Source organism: Devosia sp. (genome assembly GCF_041917035.1).
Classification (GTDB): domain Bacteria; phylum Pseudomonadota; class Alphaproteobacteria; order Rhizobiales; family Devosiaceae; genus Devosia_A.
In genome coordinates this window covers 1-5,635 of the sequence record NZ_JAYRYM010000243.1, presented here as the reverse complement: position 1 = coordinate 5,635, position 5,635 = coordinate 1, and the positions used below count along the sequence as shown (strand labels likewise).

The 5,635-nt window shown below is 70.2% G+C and carries 6 protein-coding genes; 4 read left to right on the top strand and 2 right to left on the bottom strand.

The window, feature by feature from the left end:
- On the bottom strand, positions 1-1,064 hold a 1,064-nt coding region (locus ACE3TU_RS18345; RefSeq protein WP_374626837.1), incomplete at its 3' end, for a PAS domain-containing protein.
- A gap of 210 nt (positions 1,065-1,274) precedes the next feature.
- On the opposite strand from ACE3TU_RS18345, the gene ACE3TU_RS18340 reads away from it, so the two are divergent.
- The 3 genes from ACE3TU_RS18340 to ACE3TU_RS18330 all read left to right on the top strand — a co-directional run bounded on the left by ACE3TU_RS18340 (position 1,275) and on the right by ACE3TU_RS18330 (position 4,125).
- Positions 1,275-2,000 (top strand): Crp/Fnr family transcriptional regulator, encoded by a 726-nt coding sequence (locus ACE3TU_RS18340; protein ID WP_374626835.1) that lies wholly within the window; start codon positions 1,275-1,277, stop codon positions 1,998-2,000.
- A 159-nt stretch (positions 2,001-2,159) separates the two neighbouring features.
- Positions 2,160-3,329: a hypothetical protein gene (locus ACE3TU_RS18335; protein ID WP_374626833.1), complete on the top strand. Its 1,170-nt coding sequence runs from the start codon at positions 2,160-2,162 to the stop codon at positions 3,327-3,329.
- Between the two features lie 4 nt (positions 3,330-3,333).
- The gene (locus ACE3TU_RS18330) at positions 3,334-4,125 is read left to right on the top strand and encodes an SDR family oxidoreductase (protein ID WP_374626831.1); all 792 of its coding nucleotides are present in this window, start codon (positions 3,334-3,336) and stop codon (positions 4,123-4,125) included.
- Here ACE3TU_RS18330 and ACE3TU_RS18325 read toward each other — a convergent pair.
- Positions 4,122-4,814, bottom strand: a complete 693-nt coding sequence (locus tag ACE3TU_RS18325) for an N-acetylmannosamine-6-phosphate 2-epimerase (protein WP_374626829.1) — start codon at positions 4,812-4,814, stop codon at positions 4,122-4,124. The two genes, ACE3TU_RS18330 and ACE3TU_RS18325, sit on opposite strands and share 4 nt — an antisense overlap.
- Positions 4,815-4,894: 80 nt before the next feature.
- On the opposite strand from ACE3TU_RS18325, the gene ACE3TU_RS18320 reads away from it, so the two are divergent.
- On the top strand, positions 4,895-5,635 hold a 741-nt coding region (locus ACE3TU_RS18320; protein ID WP_374626827.1), incomplete at its 3' end, for an ROK family protein.

The following is a 5,635-nucleotide window of genomic DNA, read 5'->3' as shown; positions in this document are numbered from 1 at the left end:
AGCCGCTCGCGGACCTGCAGCCAGCGCCCGTCCGAGAGGTGCTGCGTGCTGGTGCGGCCCGGGCGCCGGTGCTGGCGCAGGCGGTTCTCGATCCAGGCCTCCGGCTCCCGCAACTGGTCCCTGCCCAGCACGTACTGGCCCTGTGCGACCCCTTCACGCAGCAGCGTCTCGAAGCTGGTGCCGGTGGCGATCAGGTCGGCGATCTCCGGATAGGCGCGCCGGTATGCCGAGTTGAACACCAGCAGCCGGTCCTCGGCATCGAAGGCGGCGATACCGTCGGGCACCGTCTCGATGACGTCGCGGAGCAGCGTCTCGGCGTCGCGGCGCAGCTGGTTCTCGGCGTGCAGGTCGCTCTCGGCGCGCTTGCGTTCGGAGATGTCGAAGCGGATCGAGACATAGCCGGCGATGACGCCATCGGCGTCCCGCCGCGGCGCGATGGTGGTATCGACCCAGTACAGCGAGCCGTCCTTGGCGCGGTTGCAGATTTCCCCGCGCCAGTGGCCGCCCTTGCCGATGGTCCGCCACATCTCGACGAAGAAGCTGCGCGGGTGGTGGCCCGAGTTCAGCACGGCATGCGTGTTGCCGATCAGGTCCTCGGGCCGGTACTGGCTGATCGCGCAGAAGGCGTGGTTGACATAGGTGATCCGCCCGGCCCGGTCGGTGGCGCCGACGATGGCGTGCTGGTCGAGCGCCACCTTGTAGGCGTCGAGTTCGGCCCGCGCCTCGGCGGCCCACCGCTCCGCCGGCGGAGATGACGCCTCCGTCGCGGCGGCGACCCGCGTGAGCCCGACGATCCAGGCGACGCCGTCGCACTGGCTGCGTCGGGGCTCGAGCCGCAGCGACAGCGCGCCGAGGGAGAGGGTCCCGGCAAGGCCGGCCGCGGCCTGGGTGGCGATTCGCGCCAGGCCGGCATCCGCCGACCCGGCCTCGGACAGCAGCTGCCGCGCCGCGCCATTGGCGTGGCAGGCGCCATCGTCACCGATGACGACGAGGGGGGTGGGAATCTGCTCGATCAGGCCGCCGAGCTCGAGTGGGAGCGCGCCGCCGGACCCCAGAATATGCATGGGCAGACCCCCAACTGGACGCCGCACCGCGACCGCTCGGCCGAAGGGGCGCTAAAGAAATTGGAACCAATAAGCCGTAATCTGCGTTGTTGACGCGCTAGCGGTCGACATTGAGCAACATAGAAGTACGAAACCGTACATAGTAGCTGGTTAAGGACGCATTAAGGCGACGGCGCGTGTTGAGTTTCCCATATTGAGCTGCCGAAAAAGATGACAACAAACAGCAAACCAGTACTGCGCAACCATGTCCTGATGTCGACGCGTCCGGACGCACAGAGCTTCATCACCGAGCGCTTGCAGACCCGCGCCGTGACTGCCGGGGAGACCCTTTTCGACCACGGCGATCCGATCCATCATGCGATTTTTCCGCAATCGGGCGTCATTTCGATGCTGTCGCAGAGCGAAGGCGGCAAGTCGGTGGAGCAGGCATCCATCGGCAACGAGGGGTTTCTCGGCTTCACCTACCTGATGGGCGGCGGCTCCGTGCCGGCCAGGGCCATGGTGCAGATTTCCGGCGAGGCCTCGTGGCTGACGATCGCCGACCTCGAGGAGGCGATGACCCGCTTCGTATGCGTGCGGGCGGCCCTGCTGCGCTACTCGCAGGCTCTGATCATCCAGCTGATGGAGACGATCGCGTGCAACGGCCTGCATTCGGCCGAGCAGCGCATCGCGAGCTGGCTGCTGCTGGCCGATCGCCGCATGCAGGGGCGTACCTTCGCCCTCACCCAGGACGGCCTCGGCCGGGCCCTCGGCCTGCGTCGCGCCACCGTCTCCAACATCTGCTCGGACCTGCAGAGGGCCGGCGCCATCACCTATTCGCGGGGGCATCTCGCCGTCGTCGACCGTGCCGGACTGAGGAATCACGCCTGCAGCTGCCACGACCGCATCGAGGCCGGAATGATCGTTCCGGGGGTACGGGACACCCTTCCGATATAGCGTGGTATAACGCATTATCATGCCAACCGGATAGCCGCGGCTGGCGCTGGTCGCGCGTTTCGGCTGATAACGCTGAAAAACCAGGCCCTTCGGCGGAGCTCGGCATTGCGCCGGACGGCTCGTTGCGCCACTCTCGCCGGATCGGGGGGAGTGGCAGCGATGACGGGCAGCACCATCTACACCTATGCCTGGGACCTGGCGGAGACCGGCGTTGCGACGGCGACGGCGCAATTCCGCGGGCTTGGCCTCGAGGGGGTGACCCTCGCCACCGCCTATCACGCCGGCAAGTTCCTGAGGCCGCACGGCACGGGCGGCAAGGTCTACTTCCCGGAAGACGGCACCATCTACTTCCGTCCCGAGATGGCGCGCTACGGCGCGATCAGGCCGCAGGTCAGCCGCGTCACCGCCGAGCGCGACGTGCTTGCCGAACTGGTCGGGTCGGGTCTGCCGACCACGGCCTGGACGGTGCTCAACCACAATAGCCGCATCGGCATGGCGCACCCCGAGCACGCCGTCGCCAATGCCTTCGGCGACCGCTACATCTACAGCCTGTGCCCGGCCAATCCCGTGGTGCGCGAGTACGGCGTGGCGCTCTGCCGCGACCTCACCGATCACTATGCCGTCGCCACCCTGTCGCTCGAGACCCCCGGCTTCCTGCCCTATGCCCACGGCTATCACCACGAGTTCGCGCTGGTGAAGTCCAACCCCTGGCTCGAGAACCTGCTCGGCCTGTGCTTCTGCGAGCACTGCATGGCCGGGGCAAGCGCTGCCGGCATCGATGCGGCCGGCCTGAAGCAGCGGGTGGCGCGCGACATCCACGCCGGCCTCGATGCCGAGTTCGACATGCCCGCCGACATGGCATCGGCCTTCTGGCTCGCCGACGTCGCCGGCGACCCCGAGCTTTCGGCCTTCCTGCGCTGGCGCGGCGAGGTCACCACCTCGCTGGTCGCCGAAATCCGCGACGGTATCCGGCCCGATGTCGAGCTGGCGGTGATTCCGTCGGTGGCGCGCCCCACCGGCGGTGCGTTCTACGAAGGCACCGACCTCGGAGCGCTGGCCGCCGCCGGCATCATTATCGAGGCGTGCTTCTACGAGCCCAGTGCCGAGCGCGTGCGCGCCGATCTGTTCGACGTGCACCGCCGCATCGGCGGGGCGCGGCTGCGCGGCATCGTCCGCCCGGCCCATCCCGACCTGGCGAGCCGCGCCGAACTGATCGCGGCCGTTGCCGCCCTCCGGGCCGGCGGGGTCGAGACCATCAGCTTTTACAACTGGGGCCACGTGAAACGGCAGAGCCTCGAGTGGATCGGCGCGGCGTTGAGAGGACAGTGAGCCAATGAGTGGACAATTTTCCGGCAAGGTGGTGGCGATCACCGGTGCCGCCGGGGGGATCGGGCGCGAACTCTGCCTGGGGTTCGGGCGCGAGGGGGCGGCGATCGCCGCCATCGATCGCAGCGACCGGCTCGATGCACTGGTCGCCGATCTCGAGGCGGCCGGCATCCGGGTCGCCGCCGCCAAGGTCGAGATCGGCGATGCGGACCGCGTCGCCCAGGCTTTTACCCGGCTGGTCGCGGCGCTGGGCCCGGTCGACATCCTCGTCAACAATGCCGGAGTGTCGAACTACCCCAATTTCCGCGTCACCACGCCCGCCGGCTGGGCCTCCGACATCAACGACAACCTCAACGGCGCCTATAACTGCGCCCATGCCGTGCTCGGCGCCATGCAGGAGCGCCGGGCCGGTGCCATCGTCAACGTCTCGTCGGTGAACGGCATCAGCGCCCTGGGCGATCCCGCCTACAGCGCCGCCAAGGCAGGCATGCTGGCGCTGACCCGCTCGATCGCCGTCGACTACGGCAAATACGGCATCCGCGCCAACACCGTGCTCCCCGGCACCGTGCGCACCCCGATCTGGGATCACCGCATCGCCAAGAACCCCGAAGTGCTGAAGATCCTGGCGCGCTGGTATCCGCTGGGGCGGATCGTCGAGCCGGCGGAAATCGCCCGGGTGGTGCTCTTCCTCGCCTCGGACGCGGCCAGCGCCGTGAGCGGCGTCGCGCTCCCCGTCGATTGCGGCCTCTCGGCCGGCAATGGGGTGATGGCCTCCGAGCTGACGGTCGAGGGCTTCTAGCCCTCCGCCGACCCGGCGAGGCCGGCGCCCTCGAGCATGTGCCGGACGATCAGGTCCGGCGCGGTGATCGCCGAGCCGCTCACCACCGCATGCGCGCCGGCCGCCAGTGAGGCCCGGACGTGCTCGGGCGTCCACACCCCGCCCTCGACGATCGCCGGCACGCCCAGCGCCACCAGCTGCCGCGTCAGCTCGAGCGGCGGCCGCGCCATGCCCTTCGAGGCCGGCGTGAACCCCACCATCGTCGTCGCGACGAGATCGGCGCCGGCCGCGATCGCCGCCTCGGCCTCGGCGAGCGTCGCGATGTCCGCCATCGCCGCCAGCCCCAGCCGATGCGCTTCGCCGATCAGCTCCGCCACTGCCGGTCCCGGCCGCGATCCCGCCGTCGCCTGGATGGCGACGATGTCGGCGCCCGCCTCCGCCAGCGCCGTGATGTCGGGGATCGTCGTCGTGATGTAGTTGTCGAACCCCTCGCGCCGATCCTTGACGATGCCGATGATCGGCAGCGCCGTCTCCGCCCGCAGCAGCCGCACCACCTCCGCCCCGTCGACGCGGAAGCCGCCCGCCCCGCCCAGTTCCGCCGCAAGGGCGAGCAGTACCAGGGTCTCCGGGCGCTTCAGCGGGCTGCGCGGGTCCATTGCCTGCGCGGAGACGATCAGCCTGTGCCTCAATCGCGCGATCGTCGCCTGCATGCCCTGCCTCCGCCCCCGTGGTGCCTTGCACCCCATAGCAGTTTTCGGCCATGATTCCGCTGGCTTTTCGGGGGCGGGGCGTGCAGGCACTGGCGATCGACATCGGCGGCACCAAGATCCTCGCCGGCCTCGTCGCGGGCGACGGGGCGGTGACCGTGCTTGTCGAGGTCCCGACGCCGGCCCGCGAGGGGGCCGACGCCATCGTCGAGGCCGTCATCGCCGCGGCCGGGCAGGTGCACGCGGCGGCACCCGCGCCGCCCGTGCGCTGCGGCGTCGGGACGGCCGGGGTCGTTGCCCCCGACGGCAGCATCGCCAGTGCCACCGACCTGCTGCGCGGCTGGGCCGGCACGCCGCTCGGCGCGCGACTTGCGGCGGCCCTCGGGCTCGAGGTCCGCGTTCTCAACGACGTGCACGCCACCGGTCTCTGCGAGGCCTTGCTCGGGGCGGCGCGCGGCCGCGCCTCGGCTCTCGTCGTCGCCGTCGGGACCGGCATCGGCGGCGCCATCGTTCGGCACGGCAGCGTGGAGCAGGGGGCGCATGGCATTGCCGGTTCCATCGGCCATCTGCCGGCGCCGCTGCGGCAGGGCCGGATCTGCTCGTGCGGCGCCTGCGATCATGTCGAGGCCTATGCCAGCGGTCCGTCGCTCGAGGCCGAGTATCGCCGCCGCACCGGACGCGCGCTCGGCCTGCGCGCCATCGCCGCCTCCGCCGACCCCGAGGCCACCGCTGTCATCGCCGAGGGGGCCGCGGCGCTCGGGGCCGTCATTGGCGGCGCCAACAATCTCGTCGACACCGAGGTCGTCGTCATCGGCGGCGGCGTC